The following is a 16,537-nucleotide window of genomic DNA, read 5'->3' on the forward strand; positions in this document are numbered from 1 at the left end:
TATGCCGGGATGGATTAAATTTCAGTCGCACCATTATGGCAAGAACTTGTATCACGCACCAAAACTGGTGGCGCATTCTACCATTTCCCCCCTCTAACGTAAACGATTGCGATGATTTCACCGCACCAAATACGGTGATAAGTGCGGTGGATTTTTGCGGTGTTTTTCTTGCTTCGATTTGGCAACATCAATCTTGATATAAGGCGTTATACAGGCTGCTTTCAAATTGTACCAAAGGGGCGCGTTTGGTTTTGCTTTCAAGATCACCGGTGGAGTAGCCGTTGATAAATTGAACGAAGGCGATTTTTTCACCGCGCGCGTTGGTGAGATAACCTGCCAGATTATAAACACCTTTCAGTGCGCCGGTTTTGGCGATGACGTTTTTGACTAATGGCGGATTGATTAAAGAGCCACGTCCGCTTAATGTGCCGTCCACACCGGCGACAGGGAAGCTGTCTAATAGATGCAACGTTTCTTCGTTTTTCGCAATGTAATCTAACACCTGTAACATCGTTTGTGGTGCGATGAGGTTGTGACGGGATAAGCCTGAACCGTCGGCGATAATACTGTTACCGAATTTAATGCCTACTTGTGCCAAGACGTGTTTCATGGCTAATGTGCCTAGCTGGAAAGACGCCGGGCGTTTGTATTGCTGATAGGCAATCGTGCGGAATAAGGCATCGGCGATTTGGTTGTCGGATTTTTTCATCATTTTTTTGATGAGATCGGGCAACGGCTTGGAGAAGTGTTGTGCTAATACTTGCCCTTGTTGTTGGCGATAGGGTTGTTGTACTTGTCCGTTAAATTCAATGTTGAGGCGTTTGAGCTGGCGTTGAATGACTGCTGCCGCAAAGGCATTAGGATCTTGCACGGCAAAACTTAACCCGAAGGGTTTCGCTTGGCGTGCTAAACAGCCTTTTACTTGATAGCGGTTGTTGTCATGCACTAAGGCATCTAATTGGCAATAAGGCGCTTCGTCTTTGTCTGCCACATAAACCTGTCCGAACACTTGTATCGGATATTGTGACGGCACGTTAAATTTCACCGGCTCACCGGGCGGTTGGTTGGCGTCAATATCTACATAAAAGCAGTTATTATCAATGTTTACCGCCGCCGGTGGGGCATTAAAACACATGGTTAAATCGTTCCAAATCCAGCCTGAACCGCGATCATGGCTGGTGAATACGGAGGTATCCAAAATGAGATTGCCGGTAATTTTATTGATATTTTGCTTTTTCAGTTCTGATAATAAATTAAAAAGTTGTCCACTGGTTAAATCGGGATCACCGGTGAAACGGACGATTAAATCGCCGTTTAATTGTCCGTTTTGAATGTCTCCGTTGGTTAAAAGTGCGGTCTGAAATTGAAACGAATCGCCAAGGGCGAGTTTTGCGGCTAACGCGGTGAAGACTTTTTGTGTACTGGCCGGTAACATGAAGGTTTGCCCGTGATAATCGGCGACAATCTTATCTTGGTGTAGGTTTTTAGCGATAAATGCCAGATTGGCGCCTTCGGGCAAGTTGCTGAGATAGGGGTTTAAATCAACATTGGCGAAGCTGTGTACGGAGGCGGTTAAGGTAAGAAATAAAAGTGTTTTTGAGAAGATCCGACGTGGTGAAAACTTATACATAATTCAGAGTTGTGGTTGCTATTTTTAATAAGACGAACAATAATAGTACTCCAATAGACGAGAGTAAAGTTTTCTCGCAACATGATTAATTGATACTGGGGGATCATGACGATCCCACAGTTTTTCTTTATCTAAATTAAGGAAAGTCTTATATGCAACAAATTCCTATGACGGTTCGAGGTGCAGAACTTTTACGCAAAGAGCTGGAATATTTAAAGAACGAACGCCGCCCGGAAATCATCAAAGCCATTGCAGAAGCGCGCGAACACGGCGACTTAAAAGAAAATGCGGAATATCATGCCGCCCGTGAGCAGCAAGGATTCTGCGAGGGGCGAATTCAGGAAATTGAAGGCAAGCTTGCGAACTGCCAAATTATTGATGTCACAAAAATGCCGAATAATGGCAAAGTGATTTTTGGTGCGACGGTGGTGTTAGTTAATACCAATACAGATGAGGAAGTCACTTACCGCATTGTGGGAGATGATGAAGCGGATATTAAAAATGGCTTGATTTCCGTCAATTCACCGATTGCGCGAGGATTGGTCGGCAAGGAAGTAGATGATGTAGTGAATATCACGACACCGGGTGGCGTGGTTGAATTTGAAATTATTGACGTAGAGTATGTGTAAAGTCGTCTAAATTCAGGCTTAAAATCCGTTTTGGAAGGCGCACATGTTCATTAGTAGCGCCTTTCTTTATATGTAAAGTTCAACAACCTGCCGATTCTGTGCTAGAATGCCGCGATTTTTTTATTTCCCTTTCCATTTTCCTTCGAAGGTTAAAGAATGAAACCCTCTATTATCAATAAATTAGATAGCTTAAAAGAACGTTATGAAGAGCTTGAAGCGTTGCTAGGCGATGCTTCCGTCATTAGTGATCAAGATAAATTCAGAGCCTATTCCAAAGAATATGCGCAACTTGAAGACGTGGTGAAAAGTTTTAATCGTTGGAATCAGCTCAATGCCAATTTAGAAGAAGCACAGCTCCTGCTTGACGATCCGGAAATGAAAGAAATGGCACAAATGGAGATTGAAGAATCCAAAGCCGAATTGGAACAAGTTGAGCAGCATTTACAAATTCTCTTATTACCGAAAGATCCGAACGACGAATATAACTGCTACCTTGAGATCCGCGCCGGTACCGGTGGTGATGAAGCTGGGATTTTCGCCGGCGATCTTTTCCGTATGTATAGCCGTTATGCGGAAACCAAACGCTGGCGTATTGAAGTGCTGAGTGAAAACGAAAGCGAGCAGGGCGGATTTAAAGAAATTATTGCGCTTGTGAGCGGCGATGGTGCCTATGGCCAATTAAAATTTGAATCAGGCGGCCACCGTGTACAACGTGTACCAAAAACCGAGTCACAAGGGCGTATTCATACCTCGGCGTGTACTGTTGCGGTGATGCCGGAATTGCCGGAATCGGAAATGCCGGAAATTAACCCGTCAGATTTGCGTATTGACACCTATCGTGCCTCCGGTGCGGGTGGTCAGCACATCAATAAAACCGATTCCGCTGTGCGTATTACGCATATTCCAACCGGCATGGTGGTGGAATGTCAGGATGAGCGTTCACAACATAAAAATAAAGCCAAAGCCTTGTCCGTGCTGGCTTCCCGTTTAGTGCAACAAGAACAGGAAAAATTGGCGCAAGAGCAAGCGGATACCCGTCGTAACCTTTTGGGTTCCGGTGACCGTTCTGACAAAATTCGTACCTACAATTACCCACAAGGGCGTGTGACCGATCACCGCATTAACCTGACAATTTATCGTTTAGATGAAGTGATGAACGGTAAAATTGACGACTTGATTCAGCCGATTATCACCGAATATCAGGCGGATCAGTTGGCGGCATTGTCCGAGCAGAATTAACGAGAGAACGAGCTTAACGGCTCGTTCATTTTTATTGAACAAACATGAACTACCAACAATGGCTGCAGCAAGCCGCGCAAGCGTTAAATCAAGCAAATCCCGCTGAAAATGGTAAAACTGATGCACAAGTGTTATTGCAATTTGTGACACAAAAATCGCGTGCATTTATTTTGGCTTTTGGTGAGACGCAGCTGGATGAAAAAACACAAGAAAAACTGACCGCACTTTTATCTCGCCGTTTGCAAGGTGAGCCTATCGCTTATCTTCTCGGTGAAAAAGAATTTTGGTCGTTGCCGTTAAATGTCTCAGCAGGCACGCTGATTCCGCGTCCGGATACCGAAATTTTGGTGGAAAAAGCCGTGGCGATTGCCACAGAGGCGTTACAAAAGTGCGGTCAACATTCTCAACGTTTTCGTATTTTAGATTTGGGTACCGGCACGGGCGCGATTGTCTTGGCGTTAGCCTCTGAACTGAAACCCATTGCGCAAAAACAGCATATTCAACTAGAAATTATCGGCGTGGATGTCATGCCGAATGTAGTGGCGTTGGCGACATCCAATGCGGAAAAAAATCAGTTAGACGTCAGTTTTTTACAAAGCCATTGGTTTGACAAGGTGACAGGCACATTTGATTTGATTGTGAGTAATCCGCCTTATATTGATGCAAAGGATGAACATTTAGCCCAAGGCGATGTACGCTTTGAACCCTTGTCGGCGTTAGTGGCGGAAGACGAAGGCTATGCGGACTTACGTCATATTATCGCCAATGCGCCGAAATTTATGCGGACAGGCGGTTATCTGTTGGTGGAACACGGTTGGCAACAAGGGGAAAAAGTGCGGTCGATTTTCCAAGAGAATTTTTGGACATCGATTGAAACTTTACGGGATTACGGAAATAATGAGCGCGTAACCTTAGGTTGTTGGGCTCAAATTGAAAATAAATAAGGAAGACATATGCAAAATAAATGCATTCAATTAGGCGATATTCAAATTGCCAACGATAAACCCTTTGTCTTATTTGGCGGCATGAATGTGCTCGAAAGCCGCGATATGGCAATGCAAGTGTGTGAAAAATATGTGGAAGTGACGCAAAAATTAGGCGTGCCTTATGTGTTTAAAGCCTCTTTTGATAAGGCAAACCGTTCTTCCATTCATTCTTATCGCGGCCCGGGCATGGAACAGGGATTAAAAATTTTTGCTGAGTTAAAGCAAACATTTGGTGTAAAAATTATTACGGATGTACATGAAATTTACCAATGCCAACCGGTTGCCGAGGTGGCGGATATTATTCAGTTACCGGCATTTCTTGCTCGCCAAACAGATTTAGTCGAAGCGATGGCGCGCACCGGTGCGATCATTAATGTGAAAAAACCGCAATTTTTAAGTCCGGGGCAAATGGGCAATATTGTGGAAAAAATCGCTGAATGCGGCAACGATAAAGTGATTTTGTGTGATCGTGGCACGAATTTCGGCTATGACAATTTAATTGTTGATATGCTGGGTTTCAGCGTGATGAAAAATGTCTCTAAAGGTTGCCCGGTGATTTTTGATGTGACCCATTCATTGCAATGTCGTGACCCGTTTGGCGCTGCCTCCGGTGGGCGTCGCGCGCAAGTTACCGAACTTGCCCGTGCCGGTTTAGCGGTTGGCTTGGCAGGCCTATTCCTAGAGGCGCACCCGGAACCGAGCAAAGCCAAATGTGATGGCCCGTCAGCCTTACCGTTAGATAAATTGGAAGCCTTTGTTTCACAAATGAAAGCCGTAGATGATTTGGTGAAATCCTTCCCAGAATTAGATACGGCTAACTAGTCTCTTCAATATTCAATATATCGTGCATAAAATTCCTTTTATGCACGATATAGGCGATAAAACATGAATTTTATGAAATTAAATTTCACTTTTTCTGGATTTTTTATTTATTTTACGCTAGGATCGCTGAGAATTTTTATGTATAAATAACTTTTAAAATAACGACGATTACCTATGTTTAAGAAATTTTTTATTCTTCTTCCGCTATTTGTATTAACGGCTTGTTCTACGACATCTGAAAATTCAACAGCCTCGGCACAAGATGAAGCTCAATTAAATCAACTCATTAGCACCACGCTAAAAACCAATAAACCACGTCAATATTCCGAGATTACCGATAAACGACTTGCGAAAATCTACCAAGAATGGGCAGGAACGCGCTATCGTTTAGGCGGGCTAACCAAAGGGGGCATCGACTGCTCCGGTTTTATGCAAACAACCTTTCTCAAAGCCTACGGTTTAGCATTACCACGTTCCACTGCGGAACAACGCCATGTTGGCAAGCAAATTCAGAAGCATGAATTAAAAGTGGGCGATTTAGTCTTCTTCCGTAAAAACAACCATGTGGGTGTTTATATCGGCAATAATAAATTTATGCATTCCAGTACGAGCCGCGGTGTGATTATTGAGTCCTTAAGCGATAATTATTGGGCAAAAACATACACGCAATCTCGTCGCGTTCTTTAATTTAGAGATAACATAAACAGCCGCTTTGATAATAAGCGGCTGTTTTTATATATAGCAACAAAGTGCGGTAGGAAATATATTCATTTTTCACCGCACTTTTGCTAATAGGAACTGCGTCTTTGGACGGAATGGGATAATTTCCACTGTGCGACCATAAATATCCACCATGACGTTTAAAGCGACGCTTAAATCAGGTCAGTGCGTAGTGTGCAACTTGTTGCACGAATGATTAACCTCGATACGTCATTCACGATTTCGTGCGTAGCGTGCAACTTGTTGCACGAATGATTAACCTAAATGCGTAATTCATGATTTCATATGTAGCGTGCATCTTGATGCACGACCACACCACACACGGAACGTTATTTTACCCTTTCGGGCATTCACGATTTCGTGCGTAGCGTGCAACTTGTTGCACGAATGATTAAACCTCGATGCGTCATTCGCGATTTCATGCGTAAGGTGCAACTTGTTGCACGAATGATTAACCTCGATACGTCATTCATGATTTCATGCATAGCGTGCAACTTGTTGCATGAATAATTAACCTCGATACGTCATTCACGATTTCATACGTAGCGTGCATCTTGATGCACGAATGATTAACCTCAATGCGTAATTCATGATTTCATATGTAGCGTGCATCTTGATGCACGACCACACCACACACGGAACGTTATTTTACCCTTTCGGGCATTCACGATTTCGTGCAACAAGTTGCACGCTACAATAGGATCCGCGTATTCTGACGGAATGGGATAATGTCCACTGTGCGACCATAAATATCCATCATGACGTTTAAAGCAACGCTTAAATCAGGTCAGGCAAATAAGATGACAATGTCGGATAGCGGAATTGAAAGCCTTGCGCAAGTAAATGTTGAGGCTGAATATGCTGGCTGTCCAGTAATAGCGCGGCGCGTTCCCCAAGAAGACATTTCAACATCAATGCCGGTGCGGCAAAGGGCTGTTGAGGACGTTTCATCGCACGCCCTAGCATAGTGTGAAAGTCTTTTTGACGAATGGCGTGTGGCGCAACGAGATTAAATACGCCTTGGCAAGCATCCTGTTCGAGTAAAAATAACATCGCGTTTACCATATCCTCAAGGGCGATCCATGCCCAATATTGCTGCCCGGAACCTAGTTTCGCACCGAGACAACAAGAATAGAGCGGCAGCATTTTAGCCAATGCCCCGACTTGTTTGCCAAGGACCATGCCGGTTCGCATAATACAAACGCGCGTGCGAGCCTGTAATGCCGCTGCTTCCCAAGCTTGGCATAATTCACCGATAAAGTTTATTGCCGGTGCGCTTCCCTCATGTAAAACCTGCTCTTGACCATCGCCATAATAACCGGTCGCGGAACCGGAGATAAAACAAGGTGGTGTCGTACTGCGATTAATTAAGTCCGCCAGTTGTTGCGTTAAAGCAACGCGACTGTCTTTTAGGCGGCGTTTTTGTTCATCCGTCCAACGACGGTGAAAAATCGGTTCACCGGCCAGATTAATGACGGCATCAAACTGATCTAAATGTTGAAAATAATCTAGCGTATTAATGTATTCGATATTGGGAGAAGCGGGGAGTTTGGTTTGCGCAGTTGAAATATCGCGCACGAATGCGGTGAGGTGATGATTTCGCGCCAAAAGTTGCGGCACGAGGGCTGTGCCAATAAAGCCGGTTGCGCCGGTAATAAGAATTCTCATAAGCGTCTAAATGGATTCATTGGAATGATCAAATAATGCCTGTATTTTGGCAAATAATCGCTGAATGTCGGTATCGCGGGTTGGGGTGACAAAAATGGTATCGTCCCCGGCAATATTGCCTAAAATACCTTCGGCTTTGCTGATCGAATCCAGTAAACGAGCAATGAGTTGTGCCGCGCCGGGGCTGGTATGAATCACAATCAGCATATTGTTATGATCAATATCCAACACCAAATCTTTCAGTGAACTGGCGGCCTGTGGTACGGTGAGATCAGTGGGAAGGCAATACACCATTTCCATGCGAGTATTACGCGTGCGTACCGCCCCGACTTTGGTGAGCATTCGGGAGACTTTCGATTGATTGATCGAATGAAATCCGAGTTTTTGCAATTCAGTCACAATTTCGCTCTGCGAGCCGAATTTTTCTTGACGCAATAAGTCTTTAAACGCCTGTAGAAGCGAGTTAGGTTTGTTAAGCATACGAATTCCAGCAAAATAAATATAAACGGATTTTGCATAAAAATTATCTTTTTAGCAAATCATTCTTTATTTTGCGTGGCAAGTCTTAATACTGCAACGTCTCAAAAATCTTTTCTGCCAGTGCTTTTGAAATGCCGGGGACGGAGGCAATTTCATCGAGGGTAGCATTTTTAACACCTTGTAAACCGCCGAGGTATTTGAGGAGGGCTTGGCGGCGTTTGGCGCCTACGCCTTCGATGCTTTCTAAGCCGCTTTGGGTAAAATGTTGTTGGCGTTTCTTACGGTGTCCGCTGATGGCGTGATTGTGGCTTTCATCGCGGATATGTTGGATTAAATGGAGCGCGAGGCTGTCCGATGGCAAATGCAATTCTTTATCCCATTTGCTTAAAATTAGGGTTTCCAAGCCGGCACGACGATCGACGCCTTTGGCAACGCCAATTAAGTGCGGTCGGTTTTTATTCCATTTTACCTGGAGATTTTCAAACACTTGTAACGCACGGTTGAGTTGCCCTTTGCCACCGTCTATAAAAATAATGTCGGGGATTTTGTCTTCTTCTAGATCTTTGTCGTAGCGTTTTAACAGTGCTTGCTCCATAGCCGCGTAGTCATCGCCTTTGGTGATGCCGCTGATGTTAAAACGACGGTAATCGGATTTTAGCGGTCCGTCTTGATTGAACACCACGCAGGAAGCGATGGTTTGTTCGCCCATGGTGTGACTGATATCAAAACATTCCATGCGTTTGATGGCATCGATGCCGAGTAATTCTTGCAGGGCAGCATAGCGATCATGTTGCAAGGTAGATTGTTTTAACTTGGTCACTAATGCGGCTTTGGCATTCATTTGGGCCAGCTGTAGGTATTTGCTTTTATCACCTTTGGCATGATCTTGAATGGTAACTTTGCGCCCTGCTTGGTCGCTTAACAAGGTTTCCAAATCCGCTTTTTCTTCCAGTTTTTGATCCACGATAATGGTGTTCGGAATGGTTCTGCCTTGGTGTGCCTGTAAATAAAATTGCCCAACAAAGGTTTCGGTGAGTTCTGCCAGGTTGGTATTGCTTGGTACTTTCGGGAAGTAGCTACGATTACCCAAAATCTTACCCTGACGGATAAACAACACCTGCACGCAAGCTACACCAAGTTGGTAGGCGATGGCGATAATATCAATATCATCATGGCGATCGTTGGCGACAAATTGTTTTTCAATTACCGCACGCACCGCTTGAATTTGGTCGCGAATCCGCGCTGCCTCTTCAAAATTCAGTTGCTGACTTGCCTGTTCCATTTGTTTCACTAAATGATCCAACACTTGTTGATCTTTGCTCTGTAAGAACAAGCGGGCAAAATTTACCTGCTGCGTATAGGCTTCGTCTGTTACATAACCTTTCACGCAGGGGGCAAGACAACGCCCGATTTGATATTGCAAACAAGGGCGCGAGCGATTGTTATACACAGAATTTTCACATTGCCGAATCGGGAACAATTTTTGCAACAAAGACAAGGTCTCACGCACCGCTCCGGCATTGGGGTAAGGGCCGAAATATTCCCCCTGGATTTTTTTCGAGCCACGATAAGACGTAATACGAGGATGCGTTTCTTTGGTTAATAAAATATATGGATAGGATTTATCATCCCGTAGCAACACGTTATAACGCGGTTGATAGGTTTTGATGTAATTGTGCTCAAGCAGGAGTGCTTCTGTTTCCGAGGTGGTAATCGTGGTTTCAATATGATGAATTGATGCCACTAACGCTTCCGTTTTTTTGCTGTTTAACTGCTTACGAAAATAACTGGATAAGCGTTTTTTCAGATCTTTCGCTTTACCCACATAAATCACCGTGTTGCTATCGTCATACATACGATAAACGCCCGGTAAGTGCGGTACGTTAGCGAGGAATTTTTTGGCGTCGAAAGTGATATCAGGCACTGGAAAGATCTCTTTGGATAGCGCACGCTTCCTAGCGTGTGCTTGTCATTATGTTTATCGATTTTCGGCACGCGTTAGGAAACGCGCGCCAGCGGTTATTGGGCAGAATTATAAATTGCTTCATTGCATTGAGAAATACATTATTTTCTTCGTTAATTCCGTCTGTCAAATCTCCCCCGGCCCCTCTTTTCTAAAGAGGGGAGTATCTTCTTTAATGCGATTTCTTCGCTAAAATCGACCGCACTTTTTCCAGATCTTCGGCGGTATCCACACCCACAGCAGGCACTTCTTTGGCGAGTTCTACATGAATTTTTTTGCCGTTCCAAAGCACGCGTAACTGTTCCAGTTTTTCGATGTGTTCTAATGCGGTCGGTTGCCATTGTACATATTGTTTAATGAAACCGGCGCGATAAGCATAAATCCCAATATGGCGCAGGTATTGTGTGTTCAGTTGCAATTTTGCCACGTCATCCATTTGCGCGAATTGATCGCGATCCCAAGGAATCACTGCACGGGAGAAATAAAGCACATAGCCGTCTTTATCCGTTAGCACTTTTACCACGTTGGGATTAAATAATTCCTCAGGCTCGTCGATATTGACCGCAAGGCTTGCCATGTTGACAGGATATTTCGCGAGATTTTCTGCCACTTGTTTGACAATAACCGGCGGAATAAGCGGTTCATCGCCTTGAATGTTCACGATGATTTCGTTGTCGGGAATCGCCAGTTTTTCCACCACCTCTGCCAAGCGTTCTGTACCGGAGTTGTGGCTTTCTGCCGTCATGCACACTTCTGCACCAAAATTTTTAGCCGCGGCAGCCACTTGTTCATTGTCAGTCGCAATAATAATTCGGCTCGCACCGGATTGTTTGGCTTGCTCAAAAACATGTTGAATCATCGGCTTGCCGGCAATGTCTGCTAACGGTTTGCCCGGCAGACGGCTGGAGGCGTAACGGGCAGGAATGATTACGGTGAATTGGGTCATGTTACTTTTCCTCTGATTGGCTTAATGTTTCTGCCTGTTCTGCTAACAGCACCGGAATGCCGTTTTTGATCGGGTAGGCAAGCTTTTCAACGCGACAAATTAAGCGTTGATGTTGTTCATCGTATTCCAAATGCCCGTGGCAGGTTGGGCAAGCCAGAATATCCAATAATTGTTTGTTCATGGTATTTTACTTTGATTTTGGACCGCACTTTTGCGCGATTTTTTGAATCAGTTGCTGCGTTTTAGCCCCTTGGATTTCCGTGGTTACCGGCACATACCACCAATTTTCTTGCGCAAAGGCGAGACACTTCACTGCATCTTTTTCGGTCATTAAGAGCGGTTGATTTTTATCGAATTTATCAAATAAAGACGGGGTAAAAGCCTGATGATCTTGGAAGGCTTGGGTTTCACTTAAGGTGATTCCCTGTTGTTCTAACATTGCAAAAAAGCGTGGCGGATTGCCGATACCGGCGATAGCGGTTGCGTAGTTAAATTCATTTAACGGACGTTGCACTTTGGTCACTAAATTGACGGCATATTGTGGTTTTAAGAGCATCACCGCATCGCTGTATTGATTTTCTGCGCCGTTAGTAATAATGAAATCAACAGCGTGTAAACGACTTGGCAACTCGCGTAACGGGCCTGCCGGCAATAAGAAACCGTTGCCTAAACCACGTTGTGCATCCATGATCACGATTTCAATATCACGTTGTAATTTGTAATGTTGTAAGCCGTCATCGCTAATGATGACATCACAAGGCTCATGTTGTAATAGACATTCGATGGCTTGTTGACGATTAGGGGAAATGCAAACGGGCGCTTGTGTACGCGTGGCAATTAAAACCGGTTCATCACCGGCTTGCACCGGATCACTGGTTGGTGTAACCAACAAAGGATAGGTTTTCGTTTGGCTACCATAACCTCGAGAAATTACCCCAACATTCAGATCGCACTTGCGGAGTTCTTCGACTAACCAAATCACCGCAGGTGTTTTACCGTTTCCGCCTACAGACAAATTACCGACGACCACGACGGGAATCGGTGCTCGATAAGATGTTAAGACATGAAAGCGAAATAAAGCTCGGCGAAAAGCGCTAATTAGCCAAAATAGCAAGGAGAAAGGGCACAGTAGCCATGTGATCCACGAACGGGAATACCAAAACTGCATACTTTCTCCTTAGGTTAATTATTGACTGAACTGCATGCCGTGTAATTGTTTATATGCACCGCCTTGTGCCAATAGAGCTTGGTGGTCGCCGCGTTCTTTAATTTGTCCGTTTTCAAGGACAAGAATTTCGTCCGCTTTTTCAATGGTGGATAAACGATGCGCGATCACCAAAACGGTACGATCTTTTTGAATTTCTTCCAATGCGGCTTGAATCGCACGTTCGGATTCCGTATCTAAAGCCGAGGTCGCTTCATCTAAAATTAGCACCGGTGAATTACGCAATAATGCACGAGCAATCGCTAAACGTTGGCGTTGACCGCCTGATAAGCTGGCGCCATTTTCGCCGATAACGGTATCCAAACCATGTTCTAAATGTTCGATAAACTCCATCGCGTGTGCCGCTTTTGCTGCGTTGATGATTTCTTCACGGCTATATTTATCTTTCGCTGCATAAGCGATGTTATTGGCGATGGTATCGTTGAATAAGTGCACTTGTTGGGAGACAACGGCGCAATTTTCGCGTAAATCCGATAGGCGATAATCTTGAATATTCACGCCGTCTAATAGAATTTCACCTTGAGTCACATCATAGAAGCGGGTGACTAAATTCGCGATGGTAGATTTACCGGAACCGGAACGCCCCACCAATGCCACCGTTTTGCCATGAGGAATGTGGAAAGAAATATTGTCCAAGGCAAGTTCGTCTTTTCCTTCATAGTGAAAGGTAACATTTTTAAATTCAAGATCGCCTTTCACATTGTCCGCTTTATGCGTGCCGGTATCTTTTTCCGTTTCCATATCCAAAATGCCGAACAAGGTTTGACAGGCTGCCATACCGCGTTGGAATTGGGCGTTGACGTTCGTTAAGGATTTTAACGGACGCATTAAGGCAAGCATGGAAGAGAAAACAACGGTAAATGTCCCCGCACTTAAATTTTGATCCATGATAGAAGGGAAACTCGCGAGGTATAACACGGCGGCAAGAGCAAACGAGGCAATGATTTGCACCACCGGATCGGCAATGGCATCGGCCGCCGCCATTTTCATGCCTTTACGACGCATATCGTTGCTCACTTGATTGAAGCGTTCTTCCTCGATAACTTGTCCACCGAAAGACAACACCACTTTATGCCCTTTTAACATTTGTTCTGTGGTAGAGGTTAAATCGCCCATGGAGTTTTGCATATTTCGGCTGAGATTACGGAATTTCTTCGAGACTAAACTGATCAACACGCCGATAATCGGGCCGATAATCAGCAACACCACCGACAGTTGCCAGCTGGTATAAAGCATGATGCCCAACAGGGAAATCAAATAGACACCTTCGCGCACAATAGTGACCAAGGAACCTGAAGAGGCGTTGGCGATGACTTCAGAATCATAAGTGATGCGGGAGAGCAGTTTGCCGGTCGCATTTTTATCAAAAAAACTTACCGGCATAAATATTAAGTGTTTGAACAAACGGCGACGCATGGTCATCACCACTTTGCCGGATACCCACGCCAAACAATAGTTAGAAACAAATCCGGAAATACCACGAAAAATGATCAGTAATACCACAAAAACCGACATTTGCTTTAAGAAATAGGCGTCTGCCTTGCCAAAGCCTTCATCTAACAAGGGTTTAAGTAAGAAAATTAAACCGGAATCGGTTAACGCATTTAACACCAATGCAATGCCGGCGGCAATAAGACCGGTTTTATAAGGGCTAATGGTCGGCCATAATCGTTTGAAGGTTTGCAGGGTAGAAAGATCGTGATCTTGCGTCATAATGTCTGTCGTTGGGTCAAAAATAATGGCGCATTGTACCTTTATTTGCCCGTCAAGCCAATTAATCTGCGATACCATGGCGAAAATTCCGCCCGTGCTGTTTGAATTTTGATGTCGTTCTCTTCAAATAATACGCGGATTTGCCCGTCTTCTGCCGTGTTATAAAGTTTGGCATGGTGTTGCGTTAAGCGATCAATGACCGTTTGATGGGGAAAATGCCAAGGATTCCAACGGCTACTGGAAATTAGCGCAATATCCGGCTGTGTGTGACGTACCAATGCCTCTCCTGTCGAGGTTTTGCTGCCATGGTGTCCCACCTGTAGCACATGGATTTTATCTAGCTTGGGTAGAATCTTGTATTCCACGCTGAGATCGGCATCGCCTGTCAGTAAAATATTGTATTTGCCGTCGGTTAAGAGCAGCGTGCAGGAATCGGGATTTTCCGCACGGGGCACGATGTTATCGGGGGAGAGTACGGTAAAGCGTAAGCCCTGCCATGTCCATTGTTTGCCGGCAAGGCAAAAAGTGCGGTCGTTTTCTGGCGTGTTTTTTTCGCCATAGCGTTTTTGTGACGCGGTGGTCAGTTGAATGTCGGGATAAGCGGATAATATCGCACGGGCACCACCTGAATGATCGTTGTCATCATGACTTAAAATCAGCCATTCCAACTGAATGCCTTGTCGCTGTAAATAAGGCAGAATTTCTAACTGCGCCATGCTGCCCCCCGCCCAACTTGAACCGGTGTCGTACAGCACGCCTTTGTCATCTTTCACGATCAAGGTGGCTAACCCTTGCCCGACATCTAAGGTATCCAATTGCCAATTTGGGTGGGAAAGGGAGTAGTGCGCCAATGTGGTGCTGCAAAATACAATCAATCCGCAACCTAACCCGTAAATTGTCTTTTGTAACGGTAAACTTAAGGTGCGTTCGGCGGTGAGGTGAAATCCCTTTAAACGAGAGAGTTTTGCTAATTCCAATGTAGAAGAGAGAGGTTTCTGGGGTTTATAAACGTAATACAGCAAGCCTAAAAACAGGCAGGTTAAAACAAGCGTAATCCATAAACTGTGGGGAAGAGAAATAGCCAGCCAATGATCCTGTAAAGGGGCTAAAAGTGCGGTGATTTTTTCTGCCAGATCATTGGCAAGCCACCATGTATTCCAACTGCCTTGGGTGAGCACAGCAAACAGCACCAACGGCACTAAAATGAAACTATAAAGTGGCACGGCAATAAGATTGGCAATAAAACTGTTTAGGGAAATGCCGTTAAAAAAGAACAATTGAATCGGCGTGAATAACCAAAGCAAACCAAGTTGCAAATGAAATAAACCGAAAAGGTACCGCACTTTTCGCCAAGGGGAACTCGTGAGTGGTTTGCCGCGCCAGTGTAATAAGGAGAGCGGGAAACATTGATACCAAATAATCAAACAAGTAACCGCACCGACGGATAGCCAAAAACTGGTGGAAAGCAACATGAGCGGATCGATAAAAATCAGTAGTGAGACCACTCGCAATAACAGTTGCCACACCGTCCAATGCAGTCTTAAATGCTGAATAGCGTAGAGTAAAGCGAGAGCAATCATGGCGCGTAGCGTGGGGATGGACAGTCCGGCAAGTTGACTATAAAGCAGGGCTAAAATCATGCCGCAGAAAATCGGGAATGTTGGGCTGATGTAATGGGTTGGGAACATAAACTGGAGTAAGCGCGCGAAGGCAAAGCCTAACATCATCGCCAGACCGATATGTAATCCTGAAATCGCAATCAAGTGCGCCGTATTGGTTTTTTGATAAATTTGCCAGGTGGCGTTTTCGAGCCATGCCCGTTCGCCAAACCCTAGAGCTAATAACAATCCTTGTTGAGAGAGCGGTTCTGTTTGCTTGAGCGCATGATGAAGTGCGTTTTGCCGCCATGAAAAAACCTGCTCGATTTTGACCGCACTTTTCACGTCCGCCCACGCAGTAATGCGTTTACTAAAGTACCATTGTTGGCGATCAAAGCCATGCATATTTAAACGGGAAGAGAGGGGGCGCAGACGTAAATCTCCTGCATAGCGTTCACCAATTTTTACCTTGTGTGGTGCTTTCCATTGCGCATAAATTCGCTGTTCCGGCAAATGCTCAGCGAGTTTGGCGACAATGACCAGCGTTTGAAAATCTTGTTGATGTAATATTTCTTGCACGGTGAATTCGGTGTGAAGGGTTTTCGGTAGATGGGCGATATTATCCGCTTGTTGAAGAAGTGACAGGGCAGGGTAATGCACATAAACTAGTTGTGCTAAACACAGTAAAAAATAGGCAAGCAAGGTGGATAAACACCTTAATTTAAGGCGATAACACAGTAACGTGAACAGTAAGATCGGAAACGCGATATAGGCACCCATTTCCCATGATAAAAGCCAATTATTCGGTAAAACGAGCAGTGTTAATCCGCTGAAAATCAGGCAACCGGCGAATTTATCTAATGAAATAGTCACGTTTTTAACCGCACTTTATTATTTAACTCAAGGCGTAATATGAAA

15 protein-coding genes are annotated in these 16,537 nt (G+C 44.7%); 6 read left to right on the forward strand and 9 right to left on the reverse strand.

Going from position 1 to position 16,537, the window contains the following annotated elements; translation table 11 throughout:
* Positions 1 to 35: 35 nt before the first annotated feature.
* Positions 36 to 197, forward strand: coding sequence for a hypothetical protein (locus J5X96_RS05590; RefSeq protein ID WP_209362149.1), 162 nt, complete (start codon positions 36 to 38; stop codon positions 195 to 197).
* Here the strand turns inward: J5X96_RS05590 and dacB are convergent.
* A complete protein-coding gene (gene dacB / locus J5X96_RS05595; RefSeq protein ID WP_209362151.1) occupies positions 188 to 1,630 on the reverse strand; it encodes a serine-type D-Ala-D-Ala carboxypeptidase in 1,443 nt (480 codons plus the stop codon). The two genes, J5X96_RS05590 and dacB, sit on opposite strands and share 10 nt — an antisense overlap.
* Before the next feature lie 152 nt (positions 1,631 to 1,782).
* Here dacB and greA point away from each other — a divergent pair, with 152 nt between their 5' ends.
* From greA to J5X96_RS05620, 5 genes are all read left to right on the forward strand, one after another.
* Complete coding sequence (gene greA, locus J5X96_RS05600; RefSeq protein WP_209362153.1) at positions 1,783 to 2,259, forward strand: transcription elongation factor GreA; 477 nt, start codon at positions 1,783 to 1,785, stop codon at positions 2,257 to 2,259.
* Positions 2,260 to 2,415: 156 nt separating this feature from the next.
* Positions 2,416 to 3,498 carry a peptide chain release factor 1 gene (prfA, locus tag J5X96_RS05605; RefSeq protein WP_209362155.1) on the forward strand — a complete coding sequence of 361 codons (1,083 nt, stop codon included), beginning with the start codon at positions 2,416 to 2,418 and terminating at the stop codon, positions 3,496 to 3,498.
* A 44-nt stretch (positions 3,499 to 3,542) separates the two neighbouring features.
* Entirely contained in the window at positions 3,543 to 4,442 is a 900-nt protein-coding gene (gene prmC / locus J5X96_RS05610; protein WP_209362157.1) for a peptide chain release factor N(5)-glutamine methyltransferase, read from the forward strand.
* Positions 4,443 to 4,451: 9 nt separating this feature from the next.
* Entirely contained in the window at positions 4,452 to 5,306 is an 855-nt protein-coding gene (gene kdsA, locus J5X96_RS05615) for a 3-deoxy-8-phosphooctulonate synthase (protein ID WP_209362159.1), read from the forward strand.
* Positions 5,307 to 5,480: 174 nt separating this feature from the next.
* Positions 5,481 to 5,993, forward strand: coding sequence for an NlpC/P60 family protein (locus tag J5X96_RS05620; RefSeq protein WP_209362161.1), 513 nt, complete (start codon positions 5,481 to 5,483; stop codon positions 5,991 to 5,993).
* Positions 5,994 to 6,803: 810 nt separating this feature from the next.
* Here the strand turns inward: J5X96_RS05620 and J5X96_RS05625 are convergent.
* The 8 genes from J5X96_RS05625 to J5X96_RS05660 all read right to left on the reverse strand — a co-directional run bounded on the left by J5X96_RS05625 (position 6,804) and on the right by J5X96_RS05660 (position 16,492).
* Positions 6,804 to 7,694 (reverse strand): TIGR01777 family oxidoreductase, encoded by an 891-nt coding sequence (locus J5X96_RS05625; protein ID WP_209362163.1) that lies wholly within the window; start codon positions 7,692 to 7,694, stop codon positions 6,804 to 6,806.
* A gap of 6 nt (positions 7,695 to 7,700) precedes the next feature.
* Positions 7,701 to 8,174: a transcriptional regulator ArgR gene (gene argR / locus J5X96_RS05630; protein ID WP_209362164.1), complete on the reverse strand. Its 474-nt coding sequence runs from the start codon at positions 8,172 to 8,174 to the stop codon at positions 7,701 to 7,703.
* 85 nt (positions 8,175 to 8,259) lie between these two features.
* Complete coding sequence (gene uvrC / locus J5X96_RS05635) at positions 8,260 to 10,089, reverse strand: excinuclease ABC subunit UvrC (RefSeq protein WP_209364777.1); 1,830 nt, start codon at positions 10,087 to 10,089, stop codon at positions 8,260 to 8,262.
* Between the two features lie 220 nt (positions 10,090 to 10,309).
* Positions 10,310 to 11,083, reverse strand: a complete 774-nt coding sequence (gene kdsB / locus J5X96_RS05640; RefSeq protein ID WP_209362166.1) for a 3-deoxy-manno-octulosonate cytidylyltransferase — start codon at positions 11,081 to 11,083, stop codon at positions 10,310 to 10,312.
* Position 11,084: 1 nt separating this feature from the next.
* The gene (locus J5X96_RS05645) at positions 11,085 to 11,264 is read right to left on the reverse strand and encodes a Trm112 family protein (RefSeq protein ID WP_209362168.1); all 180 of its coding nucleotides are present in this window, start codon (positions 11,262 to 11,264) and stop codon (positions 11,085 to 11,087) included.
* 6 nt (positions 11,265 to 11,270) lie between these two features.
* Positions 11,271 to 12,251: a tetraacyldisaccharide 4'-kinase gene (gene lpxK / locus J5X96_RS05650; RefSeq protein WP_209362169.1), complete on the reverse strand. Its 981-nt coding sequence runs from the start codon at positions 12,249 to 12,251 to the stop codon at positions 11,271 to 11,273.
* 18 nt (positions 12,252 to 12,269) lie between these two features.
* Positions 12,270 to 14,021 (reverse strand): lipid A ABC transporter ATP-binding protein/permease MsbA, encoded by a 1,752-nt coding sequence (gene msbA / locus J5X96_RS05655; RefSeq protein ID WP_209364778.1) that lies wholly within the window; start codon positions 14,019 to 14,021, stop codon positions 12,270 to 12,272.
* A 41-nt stretch (positions 14,022 to 14,062) separates the two neighbouring features.
* Positions 14,063 to 16,492 (reverse strand): DNA internalization-related competence protein ComEC/Rec2, encoded by a 2,430-nt coding sequence (locus tag J5X96_RS05660; RefSeq protein ID WP_209362171.1) that lies wholly within the window; start codon positions 16,490 to 16,492, stop codon positions 14,063 to 14,065.
* Positions 16,493 to 16,537 lie beyond the last annotated feature (45 nt).

The organism is Aggregatibacter sp. 2125159857 (assembly GCF_017798005.1).
Lineage (GTDB): Bacteria > Pseudomonadota > Gammaproteobacteria > Enterobacterales > Pasteurellaceae > Aggregatibacter.